This window comes from uncultured Caldilinea sp. (assembly GCF_937128415.1).
GTDB lineage: Bacteria > Chloroflexota > Anaerolineae > Caldilineales > Caldilineaceae > Caldilinea.
Genome location: NZ_CAKZMJ010000095.1, coordinates 24,143 through 49,242, shown reverse-complemented (window position 1 = coordinate 49,242; position 25,100 = coordinate 24,143). Strand labels below are relative to the sequence as shown.

Below are 25,100 nucleotides of genomic sequence, written 5' to 3'. Positions count from 1 at the left end.
GGCGATTCCGGCGGTTGCACAAGGCCATCCCCTGGTGTACACTGATAGTGTACACTCGAAGCGTCCGCTAAGGAACTGTAGTCAGGCCGGACAAAAGTCAAGGAGGATGAATGATCAAGGTCAACGTCAAGGATCTGCGGGAACACCTTGCGGAATATATTGCACGCGTGGAGGCTGGTGAAGAGATCATCGTCACCCGGCGTGGAAAAGTAGTTGCGCAATTGATCGCCCCGGGGCGTTCACGCCCAAAATTTCCCGATTTGACGGCGTTTCGAGCCAGTATTGCTCTGCAGGGAGAGACGATGAGCGAAACCGTGGTCGCCGAACGTCGGAAAGCGCGCTATTGATGTATGATTTATCTTGACACCAGTGTGCTGGTCGCATATTACGTGCCAGAGCCCCTAAGCGACATAGCACAGGAACGCCTGCTGGCCGCCTCGGCTGTGATGGTCAGCGAGCTGGCGCAGATAGAATTTTTCAGCGCTTTGGCGCTGCGCCAACGTCTCGGCCACCTATCATTGTCTGACGCTCAACGAGTGGCCACCCTTTTTGCCGGTCATCTGGCACAGGGATTGTACATTTCTCTTCATCTGAGCAGCGCTGTCTATCAACAGGCGCAAATGTACATCAGACGCTTCGACTTGGCGGTGAAGGCGCCCGACGCGCTGCATCTTGCAACAGCAGCGTTTGCGCAGGCCCCCCTAGTCACCGCAGATCGACAATTGGCGCGCAATGCGGAGCTTCTAGACATCCCCTGCGAGTTGCTCTCACCATAACCTTACAAGGGCTACTGAGGATGGGCGGCCACAAGGCGTCTCTATGCCATCGATGGCCCCATCCCTTGTCTTTATTTTTACATCATGGTCTCGCGCAGGCGCTGCACATCGCGCAGCGGCGGCGCGCCGAAGAGGCGTTTGTATTCTCGGTTGAAGTGCGAGGCGTCCTGATAGCCCACGCGATAGGCGGCGTCGATGGCGGGGAGATTTTCTCCGATCATCAGCCGACGCGCCTCCTGCAAGCGCAGTTGTTTCTGAAATTGCAGCGGCGTCATGCCGGTGACGGCTTTGAAGTAGTGATGAAAGCCGGAGACGCTCATCCCCACCTCGCGCGCAAGCTGCTCGATGCGTAGAGGTTGGTCGAAGTTGCGCCGGATGCACTCAACCGCCCGTGCAATGTGGGGGATGGAGCCTCCCACGACCGCCAGATGGCGAAGTCTGGCTCCCTGGTCGCCCACCAGCAGTCGATAGACGATCTCCCGCACCGTCAGGGGCATTAGCACCTGCACCTCGGATGCAGGCGCCTCGGTCAGCCGCATGAGTCGCACGACCGCATCCAACAACTCCCCATCCAACAGGCTGACATCCACCGCCGAGGCTTCCGTAATCTCCGGCGCGGAGCATCCACTTTCGACCAACACGGAGCCGACCAGGGCAGGGGAAAGGTCCAGCCGCAGACTGAGATAGGGCCGCGTCGGCGTCGCCTCCAGCACCTGACTGACGCCGGGCAGGTCGACCGTCACCAGCAGATAATGATAGGGGTCATAGCGGTAATAGCGATCGCCCAAAAACAGCTCCTTGCTCCCTTGGGCGATGACGCAAAAGCCCGGCTTGTTCACACCATGACTCAGCCCCCGAATCATCGATAGACGAAACAGATGAAGCCCCGGCAAGGGCTGAATTTCGCCATCCTGGCGAATCAGTCGCGTGATGCGTTCGACCAGTTCCTCGCGATGGGCCTGGGTGTGTTGCGCCATGCGTTCCATCTGTCGATGTGGGATTGACTGCATGCTCTCTCCTCTGGCGGGTTCGCATTCCGATTCTGTAGAATTGTCTAATCTTGTTCCAAAATTATTCTATCACCCCCCATCCAACCGTGTCTATAATCGCATAAGAAAAAAACAAAGCGGCTCCTGGAAAACAATTTGCTCTACAAAGCAGGTCCCATCCGCACGGAGACGCAGAGAACACAGAGCGCTTTCCAACAAAAGCCTCTGGGCTTTCTGCGCCTCTGCGATGAAAAAATCTTTTCGCAGTGAGGTCATCAACAGACAGGAGGGAAACCCTTATGCAGATCGTCCGAAGTGGATCGCAGCCTTCCGCCAAGGGGTCGGCCGAATGGTTCACCGGCGCAGTGCGCGTCGATCCGCTCTTTCAAGCGCCGGAGCCGGCGCGCGTGCGCTGCGCCAGCGTCACCTTTGAGCCGGGCGCCCGCACCGCCTGGCATGTGCACCCCCTGGGGCAGATTCTGATTGTGACGGCCGGGTGCGGCCGTGCGCAGCGCTGGGGCGGCCCGGTGGAGGAGCTTCATCCGGGCGACGTCGTCTGGTTCGAGCCAGGGGAGAAGCACTGGCACGGCGCGTCGCCGACCACGGCCATGACGCACATCGCTATTCAAGAGGCGCTCGACGGCAAGACGGTGGAGTGGATGGAGCATGTGAACGATGAGCAATATCAAGGGTAAGAAGATCGATTAGGACTATCGGACACCGAAGAGGCGCATGAAAATGTCGATCATCCCAACTGTAACGCTAAACAATGGCGTCGAAATGCCGATTTTGGGATTCGGAGTCTTTCAGATCACCGATCCCGCAGAATGCGAGCGCTGCGTGCTGGATGCGTTGGAAGTAGGCTATCGACTCATTGACACGGCGGCCTCGTATGGCAACGAAGCCGCCGTCGGCAATGCCATCAAACGCAGCGGCGTGCCCCGCGAGGAAATTTTCGTGACGACCAAGCTGTGGATTCAGGACGCCGGCTACGAAAAGACCAAACGGGCGTTCGAGCGGTCGATGCTTCGAGCGGTCGATGCAACGGCTGCAACTGGACTATCTCGATCTCTACCTGATCCACCAGCCCTATGGTGATGTCTACGGCGCCTGGCGCGCCATGGAGGAGCTGCACCGCGAAGGACGCATCCGCGCCATCGGCGTCAGCAACTTCCACCCCGACCGGCTGATGGACCTCATTGTGCATAACGAGGTGGTTCCGGCGGTGAATCAGATCAAGTGTCATCCGTTCCACCAGCAGGTTGAGACCCAGGCGTTCCTGGAAGAGCACAAGGTGCAGCTGGAGTCATGGGGGCCGTTTGCTGAAGGCAGGAACAACATTTTTCAAAACGAGGTGCTGCGTGCGATCGCAGCGAAACATCACAAGACCGTTGCGCAGGTCATCCTCCGCTGGCTGATCCAACGTCACATCGTAGCGATCCCGAAATCGGTGCGCAAAGAGCGCATGGCGGAGAACTTCAACGTTTTCGACTTTGAACTCAGCCCGGAGGACATGGCGGCCATCGCTGCGCTAGACACCAGGACCAGCGCCTTCTTCGACCATCGCGACCCGGCCGTCGTCAAGCGTTTAAGCGAACTCCGACGTCCAACGTAAGGTTTTTCATGGAAAGGAGCCGGTAGATGCCTGAGCAAAAACAACCGACGGTTGCCCAACAGTTGGTCGGCGACTTTGCGCCGAAGTTGGCGGAGCTGACCGATGAGATCTTGTTTGGGGATGTCTGGGCGCGACCGGAGCTTGCCCCGCGCGACCGCAGCCTGGCGACGGTGGCCGCGCTGATCGCCATCGGCGCCACCGAGCAGCTTGCCGGCCACCTGCGCCGGGCGAAAGAGAACGGCCTGACGGAAAGCGAGCTGGCCGAGGTGATCATCCATCTCGCCTTCTACGCGGGTTGGCCGCGGGCGATGTCGGCCGTTCGCGTCGCCCGCGAAGTCTTCAATCGATAAGGGGCTACTCCTATGAACAATCCTATCGCAGGAAAAGTCGTCGTCATCACGGGAGCGAGCAGCGGGCTGGGCGAAGCGACCGCCCGCCTGCTCGCCGCCGAGGGAGCGTCCGTTGCACTAGGAGCGCGGCGCGGCGACCGCATCCAGGCGCTGACGGAGGAGTTGGTCGCCAACGGCGGCAGGGCGCTCGCCGTCGCAACCGATGTCACCGACTACGACCAGGTGAAACGGTTGGTCGACGCCGCCGTGCAAAGCTATGGACGGCTCGACGTCATGATCAACAACGCCGGCGTCATGCCGCACTCTCCTCTGGAGCGGCTCAAGGTCGATGACTGGAATCGCATGATCGATGTGAACATCAAGGGCGTGCTCTACGGCATCGCCGCCGCGCTCCCGTACATGCAGCAACAGAAATCCGGCCACATCATCAACGTGTCGTCGGTGGCGGGACACAAGGTGCGTCCAGGCGGGGTCGTCTACGCCGCCACCAAGACGGCGGTGCGCGTGATCTCAGAAGGGCTGCGCATGGAGGTCAAGCCCTACAACATTCGCACCACCGTCATCTCCCCCGGCGCCGTCGCCACGGAACTGCCGGAGAGCGTGACGGAGCCGGATGTAGCGGAGAACCTGCGGCGCTTCTATGCAGAGTTTGCGATTCCCGCCGACTCTTTCGCCCGCATGGTGGCCTTTGTGATCAGCCAACCGGAGGAGGTGGATGTGAACGAGATTCTGTTCCGCCCTACGCGTCAGGAGTTGTAGGCCACATTTTTGTAAGTGCGCTCGACGCCTCGGTTCTCCCTTCCGGGAAGGTTTGCAGGATCAGACAAGGATGCTGGAGGAATCGCATACCACTTTATTCTGCAACTCGCTAGACTGAACCATGGGAAACGAATTAATTTCACAGCTCGATGGACGGGCTGTGAAAAGTTCAGGGTAGGGAGGTTCACCATGGTTCCTGAAATTCAATTGATGTTGCGGGCCGAACGCGACGCTGCGATGCAACGTCGTCCCGCCTTCAAGGATTGCGGCGATTTTGCAGCGTATGAGTTGATCCGCTTTTCAGCGCCTGCAAAGCAGATCAGACAGTTTGCCGATCGTTTCAACGTCCACCATCAACCTGTGAAGATGCACCCTCAAGGAGCGCTCCAATGCAAATGCGCGTGCTAGGCAAAAGTGGACTCACCGTCTCGGCCCTCGGGCTGGGCTGTATGCGGATGAGCTTTGGCGACACACCGACCGACAAACAGGAGATGATCAATCTCATCCACGCGGCGGTGGATCGGGGCGTCACCTTCTTCGACACGGCGGAGGTCTACGGTCCGTTCACCAACGAAGAATTGGTCGGCGAGGCGCTGGAGCCGTTCAAGGGGAAAGTGGTAGTCGCCACCAAGTTCGGCTTCAAACACGACCCGGTGACAGGGCCGCACCCGACGGTGGGGCTGGACAGTCGACCGGAGCAGATCAAGCGCGTGGCCGAGGCGTCGCTCAAGCGGCTGCGCGTCGAAGCGATTGATCTGTTCTACCAGCATCGTCCCGATCCCAACGTGCCGATGGAGGATGTGGCCGGCGCGGTGCAGGATTTGATCCGAGAAGGCAAGGTCAAACACTTTGGCCTTTCCGAAGCCAGCGCAGAGCAGATTCGCCGCGCCCACGCCGTGCAGCCGGTGACGGCGCTGCAAAGCGAATATTCGATCTGGTGGAGAGCCATTGAGGAGAACGGCGTGCTGGCGACGTGTGAGGAGCTGGGCATTGGCCTGGTGCCGTACAGCCCGCTGGGCCGCGGCTACCTGACCGGCAAGATCGATGAAAACACCACCTTTGCGCCCAATGACATTCGCAGTCGCAACCCTCGCTTCACGCGTGAAGCCATTCGGGCCAATCGGGTGGTGGTCGAATTATTGGAGCGCATCGGCGCCGAGAAGGGCGCCACGCCGGCGCAGATCGCGCTGGCCTGGCTGCTGGCGCAGAAGCCCTGGATCGCGCCGATTCCCGGCTCGCGCAAGCTCGAACGGCTGGAGGAAAACCTCGGCGCACTGAATGTCCACCTGACGGCGGAAGATCTTCGCGCAATTGACTACGCAATGGCGCAGATCACCGTGGTCGGCGATCGCTACTGAGGAATGGAAAGAAAACCACTCTATCAGAGAACCTTTATGAGCAAGGTCTGGTTCATCACCGGCATGGGTTGCGGCACGTGGGTTCGAGAGCTATCAACTTCATTGGCTAGAGATGAGGCGTCGGCGTGAGTGATACAACCTCTCCTTTCAAAAACATGAATTCAGGCGCAGAAGAAGGGAAAGTGAAACCGGCTTGGGGAGCGATTTTTGCATTGACGTTTGGCGTGATTGTCTTGACAGCCGCACAAACGCTGCCGGTCAGCCTGCTGACGCCGATGGCGGCCGACCTGCACATCAGCGAGGGGCTTGCAGGGCAAACGATGACGGCCACCTCGGCGGCCGCATTCGTGACGAGTCTGGTCATCGCCTTTGCTGCACGGAGTCTGGACCGCCGCGTTCTGCTCTTGCTCCTTGCGATCCTGCAGATCGTCTCGAATCTGCTGGTCTCAGTTGCACCTAATCTGGCGCTGCTCCTGGCGGCGCGGATGTTGCTAGGCGTTGCCCTCGGCGGGACGTGGTCGTTCTGCGCGGCGGTGGCGATGCGGCTGGCGCCTGCCTCGCTCGTGCCGCGCGCACTTTCCATCATCTTTGGCGGGGGAACCATCGCCTCGATTGCCGCGGTTCCTATTGGCAGCGTTCTCGGCAGCATCATTGGCTGGCGCAGCGTCTTCCTGGGCGTTGCGGCGCTAGGCCTAGCGGCGCTGGCGTGGCAATTCGTGGCGCTGCCATCGATGCCCTCACGCGGGCGGACGCGGCTTGCCACGATGATGCATGTGTTATGGCGCCCGCAAATTCGCATGGGCATGATGGGTGTTCTTTTGTTCTTCGCCGGACATTTTGCGTATTTCACCTACCTGCGACCTTTTCTCGAAACCGTAACCGGTGTGGGTGTGCGTGAGCTTTCTTTGATTCAGCTCGGATTCGGCGTTGCAAGTGTGATAGGAACTGTCCTTGCCGGCGCCATGCTGACGCGTAACCTGCAGCTAACACTTATCCTCTTGCCGCTGTTCATGTGCGCCCTGGCAATCGGATTGACGACATTTGGCGGCGACCCGCTTGTGACGGCAGGCTTGGTGGCGCTTTGGGGATTTGCCTTCAGCATCGCACCGATCGGCTGGACCACGTGGATCACGCGCACCGTGCCTGAAGATGCTGAAAGCGGAGGTGGGCTGTTCGTCGCCACAACACAGCTGGCGATCACCCTGGGAGCGGCGGTGGGCGGCGTCGCCATCGACGCCAGCGGCGCCCTCGGTGCGATTGCCGCGAGCGCTGCTTTGCTGCTGTTTTCCCTCCCCGCAACCATCTTTGCGCTGCGAGAACGCAGCGCTTTTCCTACGCCGCGCACCGCTTCTGGTGAAGCAGCATGATAGGGGATCTGCGCTAAGGCTTGTCATAGGCGTCGATACAAATAATGAGGAGCATCATGAAACCTTATGTCATCTGCCACATGATAGCGAGCGTGGACGGACGCATCCTCCCCAATCGCTGGCATCCACCGGTGGAAGATCGGGGGATATACGAACGGCTGCACAACGAACTCGCCGGAGACGCCTGGCTGGTGGGACGGGTCACGGGGCAGGAATTCGCCCTGCGCGACGCTCCCTATCCGCCGCACACAGGAGCGCCGTTGCCACGAGAGAACTGGTTTGCCCAAGAAGAAGCCGACGCGTGGGTCGTGGTGCTCGACGTTAACGGCGAGATCGCATGGGGGCGCAGCGAAGTGGGCGGCGATCCGCTCGTCGTGGTGTTGACGCAGGCGGTTGCAGACAGCCATCTCGCCGGCCTGCGGGCGGATGGCGTCTCTTACATCTTCGCCGGGGTGCAGACGATCGACCTGACGACGGCGCTGGAGACACTGCATCGCGAGCTGGGAATTCGTCGTCTGCTTTTGGAGGGCGGGGGCGCAGCCAACGGCGCACTGCTTCAGGCGGGATTGGTCGATGAACTCAGCCTGATCCTCGCCCCTAGCGTCGATGGGACGCCAGGCGGCCCCGCCGTATTTGACATCCACGGAGAGCCGGCCGCTCTAAAGAGAATAGGCTTGGCGCTGGAAAGCTGCCAGGTGATGGAGGGCGGTCTGGTCTGGCTGCGCTATCGGTTTTCATGGAGCTAATACGAAGTTTATGAGGCCTTATGTCATCTGCCACATGACGCCAAGTGTAGATCAGCGCATTTTTCCCAACCAACGGCGTCCTCTGACTGAAGAGCATAAGGGGGGCGAGCGGCTGCCTGTCGCACTTGAGTGGGACGCCTGGCTGGTGGGACGGGTCACGGGGCAGGAATTCGCCCTGCGCGACGCTCCCTATCCGCCGCACACAGGAGCGCCGTTGCCACGAGAGAACTGGTTTGCCCAAGAAGAAGCCGACGCGTGGGTCGTGGTGCTCGACGCTAACGGCGAGATCGCATGGGGGCGCAGTGAGGTGGATGGCGATCCGCTCATTGTAGTGCTGACGCAGGCGGTTGCAGACAGCCATCTCGCCGGTCTGCGGGCGGATGGCGTCTCTTATATCTTCGCCGGGGAGCGCGAGATCAATCTAGAAGGGGTGTTGAAGACGCGGCACCGCGATCTGGGGATCCGTTGTCTGCTGCTAGACAGCGGAGATGTAATCAAGGATGCGCTGCTCCTGGCCGGTCTGGTCGATGAGATTAGCCTGTTCATTGCTCCAACCCCAGGGAGCAATCCACCCGTGTTCGACATTCACGGCGCAATGGCTGCTCTGAGCGACTGTGTGAAGAGTGTGAACGGCATGCATTGAGTTTAGAAAAGAGAGATCATCCATGTCTATCACACCTAGTGACTTTTCTGAGATTCGGTGGCGCGGTCATTGGATCTGGACGCCGGAAGAAGCGGTCAAGCCCGCTGCAGGGTTGGCGGCAGCTATCGATCCACACGCGCCGGAGCGCCATGCGCTCTTTCGCAAGCGTTTCCATCTCGACCTGGTTCCTGACCGCGCTCCGGCGCGCATCACCGCCGATTCGCGATACGTTCTGTTCGTGAATGAGCAAGAGGTCTTTCGCGGTCCCATCCGCAGTCAACCGCGACGACTGCACTATGATTTCTTCGATCTCGCCCCCCACCTTCAGCCGGGCGAAAACATTCTGGCGGTGTACGTCAAGTATTACGGCAGGCCGAATTCCTACTGGATGCCGGCCGCGCCCAATCTTACGCTGGGCAAAACCGGCGTCCTGGTCTTTGAAGCGAATCTAGGAGCAGCAGGTTGGCTGGTCAGCGATGGAAGCTGGAAAGCCAAAAATGTGGATGCATGGTCGGACGAGTGGCGCAACGACGTCGATGATCCGGTGGGCGGCGGCCTTCCTGTCGAGGTTTTCGATGCGCGACGCTTTCCTCACAGCTGGCGCGAAGCCAGGTTCGACGACAGCGCTTGGGGTGCAGCGCAGGTCATTCCCGCCATGCACATTGGAGGCTTTGCGCGAACACAGCCTCCAACCGACCCATATGGCCCGTTGCACCCTCGCCCGATCGCCAGGCTTGGCGGTCTGTTGCAGACGCCTGCTGCGATCCAGATGGAGGAGTTAAATGGCGCGGTGGACCCATCGACGGCTAGCCCCAACAAACGGGTGCGGGCCACAGCGGCGCTTCGCCCCGTGCGTTCCTCTTCTGTTGCGCACTTGCCTGTCACGGTGAATGTATTGTCCGATAAAATTGCCCGGCTAAGCCTTGATATGGGTCGCATCGTATCGGGTTTTGTCACGTTCGAGATTCAGGCGCCGGCCGGCGCCGTGCTCGATCTCGCTTATCTGGAAGAGCCGCTCATCACGCCCACCAGCAACATCGACGTTCGCTCCGGAGCGCGCTATATTGCCCGCGGAGAAAACGATCGCTTTCAAGCGTTTGAGTCAAACGGCTTTCGTTATGCCTATATCCTGGTGCATGGAGTGGAAGGCCCCGTCACGCTTCAGAGTTTCGCCGTGCAGGAGCATCTCTATCCCTGGACGGAGAGCGGAAACTTCGTCTGCGACGATGAAATGCTGAACCACATCTTTGCGGCGGGTGTGCGCACGGTGCAACTTTGCTCGCACGACGCGTTCATCGATTGTCCGACGCGCGAGCAGCGCGCCTGGGTGGGGGATGGCGTCGTCCATCAGATGGTTCATCTGGCGACAAACAGCGATTGGCGACTGGCCTGGCATTATCTGACGCTGGGCGCCTCTCCGCGATCGGACGGCATGTTGCCGATGAGCGTCGTAGGCGAGATCGAGGCCAAGGGCGCTTTCACCATTCCCGACTGGGCGCTGCACTGGATTCACGGCGTCTACAACTGCTACCGTTTCAGCGGGAACCGTGATTTCGTCGCCGGGTTGATGCCTATTGCGGAACGCATACTGCGCTGGTACGCCTCCTACCAGGCCCAGGAAGGGGTGCTCAAGGATGTAACGGAATGGAATCTGGTGGACTGGTCAAGCGTGTTGGTGAATGACACAAGCTCCCTGCTGACTGCGCTATGGGCGCGCGGTCTGCGCGAGTTCGCAGAAATGGCCGGCTGGTTGGAAGATCGAGGCCGCCAACGCTGGGCTGAAGCCCTGTACACGAGAGCGCGGATGGGCTTCGAAGTCTTTTGGGATGAAAAGCGCGGCTCCTACATCGACCACCTCGTGGATGGAGAACGGCGTCCGGAAATGAGCCAACTGGCCGGGGCTTTGGCGATCGTCTCCGGTTTGGCGCCGGCAGCCCGGTGGGGGCGAATCATCGACGTGATCACCGATCCGGAGCGATTGGTGGTGCGCTCATGGATCGGCGGCGAACAGGGAGAATATTCGCAGGAAAAAACTCAGAAGCAGCTTCAGGGAATCTATGAGATCGATTGGGACGCCGAACGGGAAATCGTGTTGGCGGAGCCGTTTATGAGCTACGTTGTGCATGACGCCGTAGCGCAAGCAGGGAAAGCCGATCTCCTGCCCGATTTACACCGCCGCTGGTCGGAGTTCCTTGTCGATGGCTACGACACGATCGGCGAGTGTTGGGGCTGGGGCACGCATGTTCACGGCTGGAGCTGCACCCCGACGCGCGATATGATCTTCTACACCCTGGGGGTGACGCCCGCAGCGCCGGGGTACACGAAAGCGCGCATCGCCCCGCGTCTGGGGCGGCTCCAGTGGGCAAAAGGGAATGTCCCGACGCCCCATGGCATGATTTCGGTCGACGCAAACCGGGAGCAGGTGGTAATTGACTCGCCGATCCCGGTTGTCTTGGATCTCGTAGGAAAACCCGTGCATGAGTTGCCGGAAGGAAGATATGAGATTGCCGTTTAGAGATTTCAGGATGAAAAAACAGATGAACGTTGATCTTCAGCTTCGCGTCGGCGCATTCGCTCTTCTCTCAATTCTCGCCGCCGCTTGCACACCTATGCCTGCATCACAGTTGGATGTTGAGACGCCAACGCCTGCAGCAACCGTGGCCGCGCCGATGGAGGCTCCTACCGTCGTCGAAGTTATCGCAGCGCCGCCGACGCCCACTTCAGCGGCGGATGCGTTGTTGACAACACCCGCAACGGAAGAATTCACGGAAGGAGAGACGCCGATGCCGGCAAACGAAGAAGCGGCAAGCACCGAAACGTCCATCCGAGTGATTTTCGGAGATACGGTGCTGACTGCACGGCTCTGGGACAACGCCACAGCGCGCGATTTGGTCGCTCAGCTTCCGCTGACGCTCACCTTCAGCGATTATGGCCGTCAGGAGAAGCTCGCAACGTTGCCGCAGAAATTGACCATGGAGGGCGTGCCCGCGGGTGATGATCCGCTGCCGGGCGACATCACCTACTATGCCCCGGCGGGTGTTCTCGTCTTCATGTACAAGGATATTGGCTACTTCACCGGCATTGTGCGGCTCGGCCAGTTCGATGACGGCGCGGACGCCATCGATGCCCTCATTCGCCAGACCGACGACTTCGTTGCGACGATTGAACTTGTAGACTGATTCCATTTCCATACGAATAGGAGAGAACCCATGTACGTTGGACTACAAATTCCCTCCTTCAAATATCCCGGCGGCGCGGCTGCGATCCGCCCCAAGCTGAAGGAGATCGTCACCACTGCGGAGGAAGCAGGATTCTACAGCCTCTGGGTGATGGATCATTTCTATCAGATCAAGGGCTTGTTCGGCGAAGCCTACACCGACCCGATGCTGGAAGCCTATGCCACCCTCGGCTATATCGCCGGGTTGACGGAGAAGGCTCACCTCGGCGTGCTGGTCACAGGCGTGATCTATCGTCATCCATCGGTTCTCTTGAAGATGATGACGACGGTGGATGTCCTCGCCGGCGGCCGCACCTATTTCGGCGTCGGCGCTGCGTGGTATGAGCAGGAGGCCAAAGGCTACGGCATTCCCTACCCTTCCACCGCCGAGCGCTTCGAACTGTTGGAGGACACGCTGAAACTGGCAAAGGCGTTGTGGTGCAGCGAGGCGACGGAGGTCTCTTTTGCAGGCAGACGCCTTTCCGCGCCGGCCATCACCAACAATCCCCGCCCGCTTTCGACCCCGCATCCGCGCATCATGGTCGGCGGCACCGGGCCCAACAAAACCTTGCGCATGGTGGCGCAATATGCCGACGCCTGTAACATCGGCGATTGGGTCGGCGTGGAGAACATGCAGAAAGCGCTCGACGATCTCAAGCGACATTGCGAGGCGCTGGGCCGCGATTACGACACGGTTGAGAAGACGTCGCTCTGCACCGTGCATCTTTCCGGCGGCGATACGGTGGAGGGCATTCTTCGTCGCATTCGGGAGCTGCGGGCGATGGGGTTCACCCACGCCATTTTCAACATGCCGGATGCCTATAAGATCACGCCGCTCGAAATCTTTGGCAAGGAGATCATCCCAGCCGCAGCCGAACTTTAGGAAGCTGGTTCAAGAGCCGCCAATTTTGACGCAGAGAGGCGCAGAGACGCGGAGATGCGCAGAGGAAAAACAGCAAGGTATGCTGGCATTTTCTGCGTTTTCTCCGCACTCCGCGCCCCTGCGTCAAGAACACTTTCTGGGAGAGAATATTATGCGCGCAACGATCATGTATGGCCCCGGCGATGTCCGGGTTGAACACGTCCCTGATTCCACTATCATCGAACCCACCGATGCGCTGGTCGTTGTCACCCACGCCGCCATCTGCGGCAGCGATCTCTGGCCCTATCGAGGGTACGGTCAATTTCGTCCGGCCGGAAACCGAATGGGGCATGAATTCATCGGCATCGTCGAGGCTGTCGGTTCGGAAGTGCGCACCCTCAAGCGCGGCGATTTTGTTGCCGCACCCTTTGCTGTGTCCGATGGCACATGCCCCTTCTGCCAGGAAGGGCTGCACACATCCTGTGTGCAGGGCAAGTTTTGGGACAATATCGACCTGGAAGGTGGGCAGGCAGAAGCGGTGCGCGTACCTCTGGCCGACGGCACGCTCTACCGCCTGCCGGTGAGGCCGGACACGGCCTTGCTGCCTTCGCTCCTGACACTTACCGACGTGATGGCGACCGGCCATCACGCTGCTGTCACGGCGCGGGTTGGTCCCGGCAAGATCGCGGCGGTGGTTGGCGATGGCGCGGTTGGACTGTGCGGGGTCATCGCCGCGCGGCGGCTTGGCGCCGAGCAGGTTATCCTGATGGGGCGCCAGCCCAAACGCCTGGAGCTGGGCAAAGCGTTCGGCGCCACCGACATCGTCACCGAACGTGGCGAGGAGGCAATCGAGAAGGTGCGCCAACTGACCGGCGGCTACGGCGCACACGCGGTGCTGGAGTGCGTCGGCGACGAGTTGGCGATGCAGACTGCGGTCAACATCGCCCGACCCGGCGGCGCAATTGGTCGCGTGGGCGTGCCTCATTATGCTGGCATCCCGCCGCTCTTCCCAACCTTCTTCAAGAATCTCACCATCAGCGGCGGCCCTGCCCCGTCGCGCGCCTACTTCGATGTCCTGATCCCCGATGTGCTGGAAGGACGGATTGAGCCGGGTCGCGTCTTCGATTTTGTCGGCGGCATCGAGAGTGTACCCGAAGGTTATCGGGCAATGGACGAACGCAGGGCAATCAAAGCCATGATCGAATTCTAGGGAGTTCATGCAGATGGCAAGAATCTTCATCACCGGCTCGGCAGACGGGCTAGGCCAATTCGCGGCGAAGGCGTTGGTCGTTCAGGGCCACGAGGTTGTCCTCCATGCGCGCAACGCCGAACGCGCCCAATATGCACATCAACAAGTTCCCGGCGCCTGGCTTGCCCTTGTGGGCGACCTGTCTGACATTGAGGCGACCAAACGCCTTGCCGACGAAGCGAACGCATTAGGACCGTTTGACGCGGTGATCCACAACGCCGGCGTCTATCAGGCGCCCTCGCGAACGGTGTTCCTCGTCAACGTCCTGGCGCCCTATCTCCTCACCTGCCTGATGCACAAACCCAGGAGGCTGATTTACCTGAGTTCAGGCATGCATTTGCAAGGGCGCGCAAATCTGGAGCAGCTCGCCAGCAATCAAAGCAGCGTCAGCTATTCCGATTCGAAACTCTATGTCACAATGCTGTGCATGGCGGCGGCGCGCAAATGGCCAGATGTATACGCCAACGCCGTCGATCCGGGCTGGGTGCCCACCAAGATGGGCGGGCCAGGTGCATCGGACGATCTTCAGCAAGGATACGAGACCCAGATGTGGCTGGCGACGAGCGATGACCGCGCCGCGCACGTGAGCGGTCGGTATTTCTATCACCGGCATGAAAGACCCTACGCTCCCCAAGCCGGCGACGTTGCGCTGCAAGAGCGGTTGCTCAACATTTGCAGAGAGATCACGGGTGTGACCTTTCCTGCGTAGGATAATCGTAGGGGCGGCTCGCAGCCGCCCATCCCCGGCCAAGCCCAAGATTGGGGGACGACGAGCGATACGCCGGAAGGGAGGCCCTCACCCCCCCAGCCCCCTCTCCCAAGGCTGGGAAAGGGGGCTGGGTTCATCGTAGGGGCGGCTCGCAGCCGCCCGTCCCCAACCAAGCACAAGGGTGGGGGACGACGAGCGATACGCCGGAGGGGAGACCCTCACCCCCCGGCCCCTCTCCCAAGGCTGGGAGAGGGGGAGAAGGGTTCATCGTAGGGGCGGCTCGCAGCCGCCCGTCCCCAACCAAGCACAAGGGTGGGGACGACGAGCGATACGCCGGAGGGGAGGCCCTCACCCCCCGGCCCCTCTCCCAAGGCTGGGAAAGGGGGCTGGGTTCATCGTAGGGGCGGCTCGCAGCCGCCCGTCCCCAACCAAGCACAAGGGTGGGGGACGACGAGCGATACGCCGGAGGGGAGGCCCTCACCCCCCAGCCCCCTCTCCCAAGGCTGGGAGAGGGGGAGCTGCGAGCCGCCCGTCCTCGGCAAATCACAAGGGTGGGGAGGACCGGTGCAACGCAGCTACGAGCTGCGTCTACATTCACAAGGAGAGATGCTATGACCACATGGACCGATGAAGAGCTCAACAAAATCGGCAATGCAGAAGAGTTAGAGATCGCCCCGCGACAACCGGATGGCAAGCTGCGCAAGCCGCTGCCTGTCTGGGTGGTGCGCGTGGGCGACAACCTCTACGTCCGCTCCTATCGTGGGCGTGCGGGCGCCTGGTTCCGCGCGGCACAGGCCACCCACGCAGGACGCATCCGGGCCGGTGGCGTCGAGACAGACGTTGTCTTCATTGAAGAAAACGATCCTGCCATCAACGACCAGATCGACGCCGCCTACCACGCCAAGTACGGTCGCTATCCGCAGTATGTGGCGCCGATGGTGACGCCAGAAGTGCGGGCGACGACGCTCAGATTGACGCCGGCTTGAATATCTACTGACCACTAGTTGACTGTTTATCTTCCCGGAAGCTCCAAAGCTTCCGGGAAGATTGCGGAGCGATATCACGCGACAACCTAGAAATCAATAAAACAAAAACTTCTAGCGAACTATAGGAAGCCAAGGAGGATAAAAGGATGGACTACGTCAAACTCGGCAACACCGGACTGGATGTTTCTCGCATCTGCCTCGGCTGCATGAGCTTTGGCAAAGCGGAAGGCTGGGTCCACAACCCATGGGCGCTGGACGAGGAGGAGAGCCGCATCATCATCAAACGGGCGCTGGAACTGGGCGTCAACTTCTTCGACACGGCCAACGTCTACGCGCGTGGCGTCAGCGAGGAGATTTTAGGACGGGCGATCCGGGACTTCGCCAATCGCGACGAGGTGGTGATCGCCACCAAGGTGCGTGGCCGGATGCACGAAGGCCCCAACGGCGAGGGGCTTTCACGCAAGGCGATCCTGAGCGAGATCGACAAAAGCCTAAAGCGCCTGGGCATGGACTACGTAGACCTCTACATCATCCACCGCTGGGACTACAACACGCCGATCGAAGAGACCATGGAAGCCCTGCACGATGTCGTCCGGGCCGGCAAGGCTCGCTACATCGGCGCCTCGGCGATGTGGGCCTGGCAATTCCAGAAGGCGCTGTACGTGGCCGAAAAGCACGGCTGGACGCGCTTCGTCTCCATGCAGAACCACTACAACCTCATCTACCGAGAAGAGGAGCGGGAGATGATGCCGCTTTGCATCGCCGAGGGGATCGCCTCGACGCCTTACAGCCCGCTGGCCTCAGGTCGCCTGGCGCGCGATTGGTCGGAAACCACGACGCGCTACGAGACCGACCCAATCGCAAAGCGTAAGTACGACGCCACCGCAGAGGCGGATCGCCGGGTGGTCGAGCGGCTGGCTGAAGTCGCCCAAAAGCGCGGCGTCCCGCGCGGGCAGATCGCCCTGGCCTGGCTCCTGCACAAGAAGCCGGTCGTGGCGCCCGTCATCGGGGCCACCAAATTGTCGCACATCGAAACGGCGGTCGAGGCGACGTCCATCCAGCTCACCGCTGAGGAGATGGCGTACATGGAGGAGCCTTATGCGCCCCACCCGATCGTCGGGCACGAGTAACCGATGAAAGCAGGTCATCGCCTTCGGCGTGAGGCGGCTGATAGAGGAAACGCGCCTCTTACGCTGTGGACGCTCTGACACAGAAAGGATAGCAACACATCTTATGACATCTCCGGTGACGACAACTGCCGGCAAGGTCTCCGGCGCGTTTGACGAAAGCATCGGCGTCTATCGCTTCCAAGGCATCCCCTTCGCCGCGCCGCCGGTCGGCGACCTGCGGTGGAAGGCGCCGCAACCTGCGCCGCGCTGGTCCGGCGTGCGTCCGGCGATCCACTTCGGGCCGCGCGCCATGCAACTGCCCGTCTTTGGCGACATGAACTTTCGCTCCGATGGGATGAGTGAGGATTGTCTCTACCTGAATGTGTGGACGCCCGAGCCCTTCCCTGCGGCGCGGCTGCCGGTGCTGGTCTATTTCTACGGCGGCGGCTTCATCGCCGGCGACGGCTCCGAGCCGCGCTATGACGGCGCACAGATGGCGCGGCGAGGCATCGTCGCCGTGACGGTGAACTACCGGCTGAACATCTTCGGCTTTTTCGCCCACCCGGAGCTGAGCGCCGAATCGCCTCAACGCTGCTCCGGCAACTACGGCCTGCTCGATCAACACGCTGCGCTGCGTTGGGTGCAGGAGAATATCGCCGCCTTTGGCGGCGACCCCGGCCGCGTGACCATCGCCGGCGAGTCGGCCGGGGCGATATCGGTCAACGCGCAGATGGTTTCTCCGCTTTCGAGGGATTTGATTGCGGGCGCCATCGGCTCAAGCGGGGGAATCGGCGCCTTGCCACCCGTTCCGCTGGAAGAGGCGGAGCAACGCTGGCTGGCCTTCGCGAAAAAACTGGGCGCTTCGTCGCTGGCGGAGCTGCGCGCTATGCCGGCGGAGAAGCTGCTCAAGGCCACCGCCAACATGACGCCGCGTGAATTCCCCATCGTGGTGGATGGGTGGTTCTTTCCTCGGTCGCCGCTGGCCATGCTCGCCGCCGGAGAGCAGGCGCGCACACCGCTGATGATCGGCTGGAATTCCGAAGAGATGAACTACCGGGCGCTGCTGGGCGAGCAGGCGCCGACGCCCGAGCACTACGCAGCGGTGGTGCGGGAACTCTACGGCGAGCAGGCCGATGAAGTGCTTAGGCTCTACCCTGGCGAGACGCCGGAGCAGGTCGAACAGTCCGCCACCGACCTGGCCGGCGACCGCTTTCTGGTCTACAGCACATGGAAATGGGCGGACGAACATCGCAAAGCCGGCTGCCCGGTCTATCGCTACTATTACGCCCATCCGCGGCCGCCGATGGTTCCGGAAATGGGCGACGCTGTGGCCGGACTGGCGGGCGGCGTGATCCGCGACTCGGACGCAGCCGCCCAGGTCATCGCCATGCCTCCGGCCAAGGGCGCCGTGCATTCCGCCGACATCGAGTACGCGATGGGCAACCTGGCGACCAATCGGGTCTACGCCTGGACGGCGGAGGACGAGCAGGTCTCGGCGCTGATGCAGGGCTATTACGCCAACTTTGTCAAAACTGGCGATCCCAACGGGTCGGGTCTGCCGACATGGCCTCGTCTGGGCGAAGGCGCAGAGGAGCAGTACATGGTCTGGGATGTGCATCCCCACGTCAGGGTGGAGCGGAACCGGGCGCGCTATGAGTTCCATGACCGGTTCTGTCAAAACCTCTCATCTCCTGCATAAATGCAAACCGAACAACGGAGACTCAGATGCTCACACAAACCATCCAGCTCTATGAAAATCGCCCCCATGTAACTCTGACAACCTATCTATGGTCTGATTCGCCGGTTCTCCAGAACGGTCGAAAGCGCCCCGCCGTCCTGATCTGTCCAGGCGGAGCGTATCTCATCTGTTCCGATCGAGAGGCTGAGCCAGTCGCGTTGCGCTTTGCCGCTATGGGATATCACGCCTTTGTGTTGCGTTATTCCACCTACAGCGAGGGTGCGCCGTTTATTTTACCTCTCAGCGGAGAAGCCCAAAACCTGCCTGTCAATCCCCAATGCGTGCATCCGGCGCCGATGCGAGATCTAGCCAAGGCATTCCTTGTCATCCGCGAACATGCTGAGAAATGGCTGGTAGACGCTGAGAAAATCATCCTCTGCGGTTTTTCGGCGGGAGCGCACAACTGCGCCATGTACGCCGTGTACTGGCACACTCCGATCATTCATGAATTTTTCGGCAAGGAGCCCGAAGCGTTCAAGCCTGCGGCGGCGATCCTGGCCTACGGACTCTACGACTATCACCTGATGATGCGCGAGCGCGCAGACCCCCTGGCTCGCGCGATTTCAGAGGCGGCGAACATCGCATTCTTCGGCGCAAAGTCGCCCACAAAAGAAATGCTCGACGCGGCCAGCCCTGCCCTTCACGTCTCAAGACATACACCGCCCATCTTTCTTTGGGCGACTGCAACAGATGAGCTGGTGCCTGTTGAAAACACCACCCGCATGGCGCATGCACTTGCCCAGGCGGGCGCACCCTTTGAGGTTCATATTTTCGAGGAAGGAAGGCATGGCTTAAGTCTGGCTAACCAGGCTTCGGCGGAATCGCTGCTGGAGATGAATCCAGACGTAGAACCCTGGATCGACCTGGCCGAAGCATGGCTCAAAAAACGCTTTGCGCTCACGCTTCCGCCCCAACCGGCCTGGCTCGGCGCTTAGGAAGAACGTCGTGAAACATAGAAGTCAAAATAAAATGCACAAAAGGGGCGAACGATGACGAAGATTCTCATCGAGAAAAACATCATGGTTCCCATGCGCGATGGCGTGCGGCTGGCGACCGACGTTTATCGGCTGGAAGGGGCGGGGCCGGTGCCCGTGCTCATGGCGCGCACCCCCTACAACAAAGACGCCATCCTCAACGGCGGCACAAACTTCGACATCTTGCGCGCCGTGCAGGCGGGCTACGTCGTTGTCGTCCAGGACGTGCGCGGCCGCTATGCGTCCGAAGGCGAGTTTAACCCCCACTTTCAAGAGACGGAGGACGGCGTCGACGCCTTCGCCTGGGCGGCCGCCCAGCCCTGGTCGAGCGGCGACATCGGAACCTTCGGCGGGTCGTATCTCGGCTGCACGCAATGGCTGCCCGCGCGCGAACAGCCGCCTGCCTTGCGCGCCATGGCGCCTGCGGTCACCTTTTCCGATTTGTACGATGGCTGTATTTACCAGGGAGGCGCCAAAGTGCTGCACGACCTCCGTTGGGTGGCGGCGGCTATCGTTCCGGCGGAAATCGAGCGCCGCGTTGCGCGCGGGGAAGCCATTGTGGAAGCTCCCCCGCTGGAAGTGGAGGCGGCGTTGCATGAACTTCCGCTGGCCTCGCACCCCTTGATCCGCAGCTACGCCGCCTTTTACCACGAATGGCTGGCGCATCCCAGCGCAGACGCCTACTGGACGCCCGCCTCGCCCCGCGCAGGCTATGACCGCATCATGGCGCCGGCGCTCAACATCGGCGGCTGGTATGACATTTTCCTATGGAGCACCCTCGAAAACTACATGGGCATGAAGCGCCGCGGCGCCACCGAAGAAGCCCGCCGCCAGCGCCTCATCATCGGCCCCTGGACGCACATGAACTTCACCGGCAGCTTCCCCGACCGCGAATTTGGCCCGGCCGCCAGCAGCGCGGCCATCGACCTGCCGGGCATTCATCTGCGCTGGTTCGACCGCTGGCTGAAAGGGGTGGACAACGGCGTTGATCAAGAGCCGCCGGTGATGATCTTCGTCATGGGCGCCGACGAATGGCGCACGGCGCCGGACTGGCCCCTCCCCGGCACGCACTATCGCCCCTACTACCTGCACAGTCGCGGCGGGGCCAATTCCCTGCGCGGGGACGGATGGCTCTCCACCGAGCCGCCGGGCGATGAGCCGTCGGATATCTACCTCTACAATCCGCTGCGGCCGGTTCCAACCGTGGGCGGGCAGGTGATCCTCCCCGGCGCCAATGCCATGGGGCCATGCGACCAACGCAAAGTCGAGCAACGCGACGATGTGCTGGTGTATGACACCCCGCCGCTGGAGCGCGCCGTCGAAGTCATCGGGCCGATTGAGCTGCGGCTCTTTGTCGCGTCTTCTGCGCCGGACACCGACTTCACGGGCAAGCTGGTGGACGTTCATCCCGATGGCCGCGCCATCATCCTGACGGAGGGCATCCTGCGGGCGCGCTATCGCAACTCGTTGACGACGCCCGAACTCCTCGAGCCAGGCGCCATTTACGAGCTGCGCCTCAACCTGTGGGCGACGGCGAATGTGTTTTTGCCCGGCCATCGCATCCGGCTGGAGGTGTCGAGCAGCAACTTTCCGCGCTTCGACCGCAATAGCAACACCGGCGGCGTCATCGCCCAAGAACCGCGCGAACGCTATCAACCGGCGGTCAATCGCATCTTTCACGACGCTGCGCATCCGTCCTGCCTGATCCTTCCCATCCTCGAGCGATGAAGGCAATCGATGAAGGCAACCATCGTGCATCGGCTCAAGTTCATATCCAATCTCAGCGACAATGTGCGGGGCGTCAGCTTTTTAACGCTGGCGCTCCTCACCATTTCCTTGCAAACCGTCGCCGTGAAGTGGATCAGCGACGACTATCCGGTCTTGCAGATCGTCCTCCTGCGCAGCCTGGCGGCCTTGCCCTTCACGTTGTTGCTCTATCGCTATGAAGGCGGACGCGGGCTGCCAAGGACGCACCAACACAGGCTTGCATTCACGCGCGGCCTCTTTCTGTTTTTCTCCTACACCACCTTCATGATGGGGCTGGCGGCGCTGCCGTTGGCCGAAGTCGGCGCCATTCGCAACTCCGGCCCGCTGATGATCACCTTCCTATCGGTCATCCTGCTGGGTGAACGCGTGGGGTGGCGTCGCTGGCTGGCGCTGCTCGTCGGCTTCCTCGGCGTGTTGCTGATCGTCCGCCCCGGCTCTACGACCTTCAATCTAGGGTCGATCTTCGTGCTGATCTCCGTCGTGCTCTATGCGCTGACCGCCATCGTCACGCGCAAGCTCCACGCCACCGACAGCAGCGCAACAATGGCCTACTCCAGCACGCTGGTCTACCTGGTCGCCGCCGCTGCGTTGGCGCCGCTGGCCGTCCTGATGGGGGAGACCCCAGACGCGCATCCAAGCATTGCCTTTCTGCTGCGCCCCTGGGCGCTGCCCACGCCCCTGGACTTCGCCATCATGGCCGGTTTGGGTGCGCTGTGGGCGGCCTGGATGTATTTCCTGGCGCGCGCCTACAGCCTGGCGCAGGCATCGGTCGCTGCGCCCTTTGAATACCTGGCCCTGCCCATCGACGCCATGTGGGGCTTCCTGATCTGGGGCGAAGTTCCCACCTGGCTGACGTGGATCGGCGCTGCGCTGACGATCGTCAGCGGGTTATATGTTTTGTATCGAGAGCGGAAGTAAACGGCCTGTCACTTACATAGGTCATCGCCTCCGGCGCGACATCGCTGTCCAACGGAACCTGCTACGAGCCGCAGCTACGTGGAAAATCAGATTATTTTGTGAATTTTCATCAATGGTGGGTGAGCAATCTCAAAGGAGATAAAAACGCATGGATATTCACACCCTACGCCGCTATATCGCCGCACGCGACGCCATCAGCATTTTAGAGACCATCGATGTGGCCACCGGCGTCCGCTCTGTCTTGAGAGAATTCGATTACGTCATCGAGGCGCCCAATTGGACGCGCGATGGTCGCTTTCTGGTCTACAACAGCGGCGGACGCCTCTACACCTATGAACTCGCCACCGGTGCGGTGACGCAAGTCGACACAGGGTTTGCCATCGACTGCAACAACGACCATGTCCTCTCGCCAGACAACACGCGGATCGCCATCAGCCATTTCACCTACGAAGATGCGTTATCGAGGATTTACATCGTGCCCTTTCACGGCGGCGAGCCAGTGCTGGTGACGGCAAATGGCCCCAGCTATCTGCACGGCTGGTCGCCCGACGGTGGCACGCTGGCGTATTGCGCCGAACGCAACGGCGACTATGACATCTACACCATCTCGGTGGACGGCGGCCCGGAAACGCAACTGACAAACTCGCCCGGCCTCGACGACGGTCCTGAATACTCCCCCGATGGTCGCTACATCTGGTTCAACTCTGTGCGCAGCGGATTGATGCAAATCTGGCGCATGGACGCCGACGGCGCCAACCCGGTGCACATGTTCCAGGAGGAGGCCAACTGCTGGTTCCCGCACGTCTCCCCGGACGGCAAATGGGTGGTCTATCTGGCGTATGACAAAGACGAGGTGGCGCCGGGCGATCATCCGGCCAACAAGCACGTGGAGCTGCGCCTGGCCCCCGCTGCCGGCGGCGCCTCGCGCACCATCGCTAAATTGTTCGGCGGACAGGGGACAATCAACGTGAATTCGTGGGCGCCCGACAGCCGCACGTTGGCGTTCGTGTCCTATCGGCTCAAGGCGTAACCAGAAACTTGCTGAAGCAACGAAATTTCAACCGCGGATGACGGTGATTCCTAGCCTCTCAAAAGACGCCACCACGGCGTCAGGCGCAAAGCGCTCGGTCACCGGGTGCGTCACCACCTCACCCTACGCACTCCATCAATTCGCTATCAGCGGCAGATGGAGACAGTGTTGGCCGGAGTCGTTCACCGGCTGCTGACAGGGAGTGGGCGTCGCTGCTGTGACCCGGTAGACGTGCACCACCGGCTCATCGCCATACTGCTCCGTGATGTAGAGCCGACCGGCGTCGGGGTCAAAGGCGGCGCCGGCGATGCTTGCACCGCCTACAGCGTCCATCTCTGTCAGCCGCCACACCGCATAGGGCTGCACCTCCCAGGGCCGCAGCTGGCCTTGCTTCACGGCCAGCAGGTCCAGGGCGTCGTAAGCCCACACCTGATGCACATAAGGATAGGCGTGAGGGCCTTTGTAGGGGTCTACAGGGTCATTGCACTCCTCGCTCGCGCCGTAACAGTAGGGGCCAATGCCATGTCTGCCGACGAAGAGCAGGCTGCGACTGCGCGGCGGGAAAGCCATGCCCACAATCTGCGTCGTAAGGTTGAAGAGGTTGTTCTGGGCGTCCTCTGGCGCGAGCGGATGCTCCAGAGGATAGTGCAACAGAGGGCTGGCAGGGGCGGGATTGCGACGGCCGACGTCCTCTGGGTCGAAGACGGAGGCGGCCGGCCCTGCCGACGTTCGGCTGATGATGGGAATGCAACACTGACCGGTGAGAGCAGGGCCGCCCAGGGACGCTTGCCATTCCTCTGGGATGATCGTCATGTAGCCGGCGACGACGCCCGCCTGTTCTCCCACCTGCTCCGGGCCGACGACGTCGCCGGTCAGCGCGAGATCCGTGCTGGAGGCGAAATGAGAGCGCGTCTGGCTGACGTCTGCGTCGTAATACCCATAGGCGGAGACGATCAGCCGTCCGCCATAGACCAGGGCGCCTCCTAAATTGGGCATGTCGTCCACGAAATCGAGCCGTCCTTCGGTCACATCGGTGCAATCCTGGCGCAGCGCAGCTGTCTCGGCGAGATGCACGGTGGAAGGGATGGCGATCTCCGCCAGACGCTGCCACCAGGCGTGGCAACCGATGAACAGGCCCGTTGAGGTCCCCTCCGTTGATCCGGATGGATTCACCGCCAGGGCGTAACCGCCCCAGGCCAGGGAATTGCCGGCGCGGTCTTCGTGAGGTGCACGAAAAGCGCCGAGATAGATGAAGTCAGAGGAGGTGATGAGAGGAAGGAGGGCTAAGGGGGCAGGGACGGTGGAACTGTCTACTAGCCGCCGACCCACGCTGACTTCCGATGCCGCGCCAGGGATGAATGTAACCGCCGCCAGCAACAAGACGGTTATTGCAACTATTTTAGGATGCATATGGGGGAGCCTTTGGAAAAGGAATGGAAAGGAATCGGCATGAAGCTATTACAACATCCTTTTCCTGACGAATCCAAAACACGAATATGTTGGCGATGAAACGATGTTTCGCAGGCAACTAATGAATCTCTCCTCGGCGACGCCTGCAAAACTCTCACCCCTGTCCCACCCACACTTTCACAAGTCTGGCTCACTGCACAGCGTCAACTCGAACTTGGCTCGCCTGGCCGACGCTCCCTCGCCTGCGCCGATAATTTGACGCTGCGACAGGCTTCAAGTAAACTGTGCTCCGTTGGGAGGCGCAGGGATGCATGCAGAAAACGCATTCCGTTGCCCCTCTCGTGGAAAAGCATCAACAATCTGTCCGTTTCTTTTTCGCTGTGGTGCGGCTGCAATCCTGAGATCCGATCAGATGCAGCCGTTAAATGCGAAGCCGGTGCAAATCCGGCGCTGCCGCGCAACTGTGATCGTGAAGGCGCTCCTTCGCGTCAGCCAGGTCGCCAGCCCAGCGAAGCCCTTGCCCCTTGC

At 61.0% G+C, this 25,100-nt stretch carries 23 protein-coding genes, 1 pseudogene and 1 riboswitch; of the genes and pseudogenes, 22 read left to right on the top strand and 2 right to left on the bottom strand.

Features of this window, described 5'->3' with window-relative positions:
• Window positions 1–110: 110 nt before the first annotated feature.
• A complete protein-coding gene (locus Q0367_RS17980; RefSeq protein WP_298983943.1) occupies window positions 111–347 on the top strand; it encodes a type II toxin-antitoxin system Phd/YefM family antitoxin in 237 nt (78 codons plus the stop codon).
• A 3-nt stretch (window positions 348–350) separates the two neighbouring features.
• Complete coding sequence (locus Q0367_RS17975; protein WP_298983941.1) at window positions 351–776, top strand: type II toxin-antitoxin system VapC family toxin; 426 nt, start codon at window positions 351–353, stop codon at window positions 774–776.
• Window positions 777–853: 77 nt separating this feature from the next.
• Here Q0367_RS17975 and Q0367_RS17970 read toward each other — a convergent pair whose 3' ends face one another.
• Window positions 854–1,786 carry an AraC family transcriptional regulator gene (locus Q0367_RS17970; RefSeq protein ID WP_298983939.1) on the bottom strand — a complete coding sequence of 311 codons (933 nt, stop codon included), beginning with the start codon at window positions 1,784–1,786 and terminating at the stop codon, window positions 854–856.
• 278 nt (window positions 1,787–2,064) lie between these two features.
• Between Q0367_RS17970 and Q0367_RS17965 the strand changes: the two genes are divergently transcribed.
• From Q0367_RS17965 to Q0367_RS17865, 20 genes and pseudogenes are all read left to right on the top strand, one after another.
• Window positions 2,065–2,460 carry a cupin domain-containing protein gene (locus Q0367_RS17965; RefSeq protein WP_298983937.1) on the top strand — a complete coding sequence of 132 codons (396 nt, stop codon included), beginning with the start codon at window positions 2,065–2,067 and terminating at the stop codon, window positions 2,458–2,460.
• A 43-nt stretch (window positions 2,461–2,503) separates the two neighbouring features.
• A pseudogene (locus Q0367_RS17955) lies at window positions 2,504–3,380 on the top strand (aldo/keto reductase).
• A gap of 26 nt (window positions 3,381–3,406) precedes the next feature.
• Window positions 3,407–3,730 carry a carboxymuconolactone decarboxylase family protein gene (locus tag Q0367_RS17950; protein ID WP_298983931.1) on the top strand — a complete coding sequence of 108 codons (324 nt, stop codon included), beginning with the start codon at window positions 3,407–3,409 and terminating at the stop codon, window positions 3,728–3,730.
• Window positions 3,731–3,742: 12 nt separating this feature from the next.
• Window positions 3,743–4,489 (top strand): SDR family oxidoreductase, encoded by a 747-nt coding sequence (locus Q0367_RS17945; protein ID WP_297636420.1) that lies wholly within the window; start codon window positions 3,743–3,745, stop codon window positions 4,487–4,489.
• A gap of 389 nt (window positions 4,490–4,878) precedes the next feature.
• Complete coding sequence (locus Q0367_RS17940; RefSeq protein ID WP_298983929.1) at window positions 4,879–5,847, top strand: aldo/keto reductase; 969 nt, start codon at window positions 4,879–4,881, stop codon at window positions 5,845–5,847.
• Window positions 5,848–6,059: 212 nt separating this feature from the next.
• Entirely contained in the window at window positions 6,060–7,214 is a 1,155-nt protein-coding gene (locus Q0367_RS17935; RefSeq protein ID WP_298983927.1) for an MFS transporter, read from the top strand.
• Window positions 7,215–7,270: 56 nt separating this feature from the next.
• A complete protein-coding gene (locus Q0367_RS17930; RefSeq protein ID WP_298983926.1) occupies window positions 7,271–7,960 on the top strand; it encodes a RibD family protein in 690 nt (229 codons plus the stop codon).
• Between the two features lie 10 nt (window positions 7,961–7,970).
• The gene (locus tag Q0367_RS17925; protein ID WP_298983924.1) at window positions 7,971–8,603 is read left to right on the top strand and encodes a dihydrofolate reductase family protein; all 633 of its coding nucleotides are present in this window, start codon (window positions 7,971–7,973) and stop codon (window positions 8,601–8,603) included.
• A 22-nt stretch (window positions 8,604–8,625) separates the two neighbouring features.
• A complete protein-coding gene (locus Q0367_RS17920; protein WP_298983922.1) occupies window positions 8,626–11,118 on the top strand; it encodes a family 78 glycoside hydrolase catalytic domain in 2,493 nt (830 codons plus the stop codon).
• Window positions 11,119–11,140: 22 nt separating this feature from the next.
• A complete protein-coding gene (locus Q0367_RS17915; protein WP_297636438.1) occupies window positions 11,141–11,782 on the top strand; it encodes a cyclophilin-like fold protein in 642 nt (213 codons plus the stop codon).
• Between the two features lie 30 nt (window positions 11,783–11,812).
• Window positions 11,813–12,703: a TIGR03560 family F420-dependent LLM class oxidoreductase gene (locus Q0367_RS17910; RefSeq protein ID WP_297636441.1), complete on the top strand. Its 891-nt coding sequence runs from the start codon at window positions 11,813–11,815 to the stop codon at window positions 12,701–12,703.
• Between the two features lie 151 nt (window positions 12,704–12,854).
• Window positions 12,855–13,892, top strand: coding sequence for a zinc-dependent alcohol dehydrogenase family protein (locus Q0367_RS17905; RefSeq protein WP_297636444.1), 1,038 nt, complete (start codon window positions 12,855–12,857; stop codon window positions 13,890–13,892).
• A gap of 13 nt (window positions 13,893–13,905) precedes the next feature.
• Complete coding sequence (locus Q0367_RS17900) at window positions 13,906–14,640, top strand: SDR family NAD(P)-dependent oxidoreductase (protein ID WP_297636447.1); 735 nt, start codon at window positions 13,906–13,908, stop codon at window positions 14,638–14,640.
• Between the two features lie 611 nt (window positions 14,641–15,251).
• Entirely contained in the window at window positions 15,252–15,626 is a 375-nt protein-coding gene (locus tag Q0367_RS17895) for a DUF2255 family protein (protein ID WP_297636450.1), read from the top strand.
• A gap of 146 nt (window positions 15,627–15,772) precedes the next feature.
• Entirely contained in the window at window positions 15,773–16,756 is a 984-nt protein-coding gene (locus tag Q0367_RS17890; protein WP_297636453.1) for an aldo/keto reductase, read from the top strand.
• Window positions 16,757–16,859: 103 nt separating this feature from the next.
• Window positions 16,860–18,434, top strand: a complete 1,575-nt coding sequence (locus Q0367_RS17885) for a carboxylesterase/lipase family protein (RefSeq protein ID WP_297636456.1) — start codon at window positions 16,860–16,862, stop codon at window positions 18,432–18,434.
• A 320-nt stretch (window positions 18,435–18,754) separates the two neighbouring features.
• Window positions 18,755–19,408, top strand: coding sequence for an alpha/beta hydrolase (locus Q0367_RS17880; protein ID WP_298983918.1), 654 nt, complete (start codon window positions 18,755–18,757; stop codon window positions 19,406–19,408).
• Between the two features lie 54 nt (window positions 19,409–19,462).
• Entirely contained in the window at window positions 19,463–21,175 is a 1,713-nt protein-coding gene (locus tag Q0367_RS17875; protein ID WP_297636471.1) for a CocE/NonD family hydrolase, read from the top strand.
• A gap of 9 nt (window positions 21,176–21,184) precedes the next feature.
• Window positions 21,185–22,132 carry a DMT family transporter gene (locus Q0367_RS17870; protein ID WP_297636474.1) on the top strand — a complete coding sequence of 316 codons (948 nt, stop codon included), beginning with the start codon at window positions 21,185–21,187 and terminating at the stop codon, window positions 22,130–22,132.
• A 148-nt stretch (window positions 22,133–22,280) separates the two neighbouring features.
• Window positions 22,281–23,162, top strand: coding sequence for a hypothetical protein (locus tag Q0367_RS17865; RefSeq protein WP_298983915.1), 882 nt, complete (start codon window positions 22,281–22,283; stop codon window positions 23,160–23,162).
• A gap of 135 nt (window positions 23,163–23,297) precedes the next feature.
• Here the strand turns inward: Q0367_RS17865 and Q0367_RS17860 are convergent, their stop codons facing one another.
• Complete coding sequence (locus Q0367_RS17860) at window positions 23,298–24,572, bottom strand: hypothetical protein (RefSeq protein ID WP_298983913.1); 1,275 nt, start codon at window positions 24,570–24,572, stop codon at window positions 23,298–23,300.
• Window positions 24,573–24,936: 364 nt separating this feature from the next.
• Window positions 24,937–25,096: riboswitch (cobalamin riboswitch) on the top strand.
• Window positions 25,097–25,100: the final 4 nt, after the last annotated feature.

What these genes read in the sequence shown, in the direction of transcription:
- Q0367_RS17980 (WP_298983943.1), top strand. Translation starts at nt 111, where the DNA reads ATGATCAAGGTCAACGTCAAGGATCTGCGGGAACACCTTGCGGAATAT.
- Q0367_RS17975 (WP_298983941.1), top strand. Translation starts at nt 351, where the DNA reads ATGATTTATCTTGACACCAGTGTGCTGGTCGCATATTACGTGCCAGAG.
- Q0367_RS17970 (WP_298983939.1), bottom strand. Translation starts at nt 1,786, where the DNA reads ATGCAGTCAATCCCACATCGACAGATGGAACGCATGGCGCAACACACC.
- Q0367_RS17965 (WP_298983937.1), top strand. Translation starts at nt 2,065, where the DNA reads ATGCAGATCGTCCGAAGTGGATCGCAGCCTTCCGCCAAGGGGTCGGCC.
- Q0367_RS17950 (WP_298983931.1), top strand. Translation starts at nt 3,407, where the DNA reads ATGCCTGAGCAAAAACAACCGACGGTTGCCCAACAGTTGGTCGGCGAC.
- Q0367_RS17945 (WP_297636420.1), top strand. Translation starts at nt 3,743, where the DNA reads ATGAACAATCCTATCGCAGGAAAAGTCGTCGTCATCACGGGAGCGAGC.
- Q0367_RS17940 (WP_298983929.1), top strand. Translation starts at nt 4,879, where the DNA reads ATGCAAATGCGCGTGCTAGGCAAAAGTGGACTCACCGTCTCGGCCCTC.
- Q0367_RS17930 (WP_298983926.1), top strand. Translation starts at nt 7,271, where the DNA reads ATGAAACCTTATGTCATCTGCCACATGATAGCGAGCGTGGACGGACGC.
- Q0367_RS17925 (WP_298983924.1), top strand. Translation starts at nt 7,971, where the DNA reads ATGAGGCCTTATGTCATCTGCCACATGACGCCAAGTGTAGATCAGCGC.
- Q0367_RS17920 (WP_298983922.1), top strand. Translation starts at nt 8,626, where the DNA reads ATGTCTATCACACCTAGTGACTTTTCTGAGATTCGGTGGCGCGGTCAT.
- Q0367_RS17915 (WP_297636438.1), top strand. Translation starts at nt 11,141, where the DNA reads ATGAACGTTGATCTTCAGCTTCGCGTCGGCGCATTCGCTCTTCTCTCA.
- Q0367_RS17910 (WP_297636441.1), top strand. Translation starts at nt 11,813, where the DNA reads ATGTACGTTGGACTACAAATTCCCTCCTTCAAATATCCCGGCGGCGCG.
- Q0367_RS17905 (WP_297636444.1), top strand. Translation starts at nt 12,855, where the DNA reads ATGCGCGCAACGATCATGTATGGCCCCGGCGATGTCCGGGTTGAACAC.
- Q0367_RS17900 (WP_297636447.1), top strand. Translation starts at nt 13,906, where the DNA reads ATGGCAAGAATCTTCATCACCGGCTCGGCAGACGGGCTAGGCCAATTC.
- Q0367_RS17895 (WP_297636450.1), top strand. Translation starts at nt 15,252, where the DNA reads ATGACCACATGGACCGATGAAGAGCTCAACAAAATCGGCAATGCAGAA.
- Q0367_RS17890 (WP_297636453.1), top strand. Translation starts at nt 15,773, where the DNA reads ATGGACTACGTCAAACTCGGCAACACCGGACTGGATGTTTCTCGCATC.
- Q0367_RS17885 (WP_297636456.1), top strand. Translation starts at nt 16,860, where the DNA reads ATGACATCTCCGGTGACGACAACTGCCGGCAAGGTCTCCGGCGCGTTT.
- Q0367_RS17875 (WP_297636471.1), top strand. Translation starts at nt 19,463, where the DNA reads ATGACGAAGATTCTCATCGAGAAAAACATCATGGTTCCCATGCGCGAT.
- Q0367_RS17870 (WP_297636474.1), top strand. Translation starts at nt 21,185, where the DNA reads ATGAAGGCAACCATCGTGCATCGGCTCAAGTTCATATCCAATCTCAGC.
- Q0367_RS17865 (WP_298983915.1), top strand. Translation starts at nt 22,281, where the DNA reads ATGGATATTCACACCCTACGCCGCTATATCGCCGCACGCGACGCCATC.
- Q0367_RS17860 (WP_298983913.1), bottom strand. Translation starts at nt 24,572, where the DNA reads ATGCATCCTAAAATAGTTGCAATAACCGTCTTGTTGCTGGCGGCGGTT.